Here is a 1,054-nt window from a genome sequence, read left to right as displayed (position 1 = left end):
CTGATTTATTAAGTTTTCTAATGGCTTCAAAATCAATTTCTGCAGTATTATCAGCCATTAAAAGAGCTTCTTTCTTATTCATACCAAGTTTGACAGCAGCATTTACTATCGGATTTGCGTATTCTGTCATCATTCCTCCCATTCGTGAGCTGTAGAACAATATGGGCAATAGAAACCTAAAGGCGCTTCATCCAAATTTATGAGAAATTCGTTTTTGCATTCCAAACACTCAATTAATTCAAATTCATCCATTTATTTCTTCTCCCCTCTCACGTTCTCAGACTCGTCAAGGTCTGAGCGGTTGAAATCATAAATGAAGCACCCAGCATTATGCTTGAGTATTTCTCCGCATCTTACGCAACGGTCTTCGCTCATTGTAAATGGCAATGGTTCCCACTTATGCCCGAACAGCTTACACAAAAGTTTCATTTTCTATTCCTCCACCATTTTTTAATATCATTTTTGAAAATGAATATGATAAAAGCCATGATAATAAGTCCCCAAATTGGAATAGCAATCATTGCTGCTTTTATGATTTGTATTAATAATTCTTGCAATTCATTATTCATTCAATCCCTCCCCACCAGTCATTGACCAGATATTAGTTTGTCGGTCATTCAAATCTCCTTAGTATTCATGAAATAATTCATTCAAATAAACTCATCTGTCCTTTCTTTTCTTCTATGAGTGGAATCCAGTCAGGAAATTTACTTTCAATATGTTCAATTGCCTGTTCCGTCCATTCATGAATCCCTAAAAATTCCATTGCATCTTTGCTGTGAGGGATAACATTTATCTCTGAGAAACCAATCGGATTATTAGCACTGTTTTGAATGAAATAAACTTGCTTCACGGCCATTTCCAATGCATCACCATGAATGATTACACCATTCATCCCTCGGATTGCAAAGGCATGAATCAAGAATGAAATAGCTTCATCCGATAATTCTAATGCCTGGTACCAATAGTTACTCGGCAAATAGTTAAAAAAGTCTGCATTCATTCGATCATTTTGCCATTTTTGGATAATTAGAGTTCCTGTTCCTGCTCCAGT

3 protein-coding genes are annotated in these 1,054 nt (G+C 36.0%); all 3 read right to left on the bottom strand.

The window, feature by feature from the left end; translation table 11 throughout:
- Window positions 1–252: 252 nt before the first annotated feature.
- Window positions 253–375, bottom strand: coding sequence for a DUF1660 family phage protein (locus AB0M39_RS42215; RefSeq protein ID WP_260313839.1), 123 nt, complete (start codon window positions 373–375; stop codon window positions 253–255).
- Between the two features lie 50 nt (window positions 376–425).
- A complete protein-coding gene (locus AB0M39_RS42210; RefSeq protein WP_010905362.1) occupies window positions 426–569 on the bottom strand; it encodes a hypothetical protein in 144 nt (47 codons plus the stop codon).
- Window positions 570–646: 77 nt separating this feature from the next.
- Window positions 647–1,054 (bottom strand): hypothetical protein (locus AB0M39_RS42205; protein WP_365374557.1); only part of this gene is annotated, 408 nt, incomplete at its 5' end.

The sequence above is a fragment of the Streptomyces sp. NPDC051907 genome (assembly GCF_040681075.1).
Lineage (GTDB): Bacteria > Actinomycetota > Actinomycetes > Streptomycetales > Streptomycetaceae > Streptomyces.
This window is presented reverse-complemented; position numbering and strand designations above follow the sequence as displayed.

Excerpts from the sequence above, each read along its gene's own strand:
- AB0M39_RS42215 (WP_260313839.1), bottom strand. The coding sequence starts at position 375 with ATGAGCGAAGACCGTTGCGTAAGATGCGGAGAAATACTCAAGCATAAT.
- AB0M39_RS42210 (WP_010905362.1), bottom strand. The coding sequence starts at position 569 with ATGAATAATGAATTGCAAGAATTATTAATACAAATCATAAAAGCAGCA.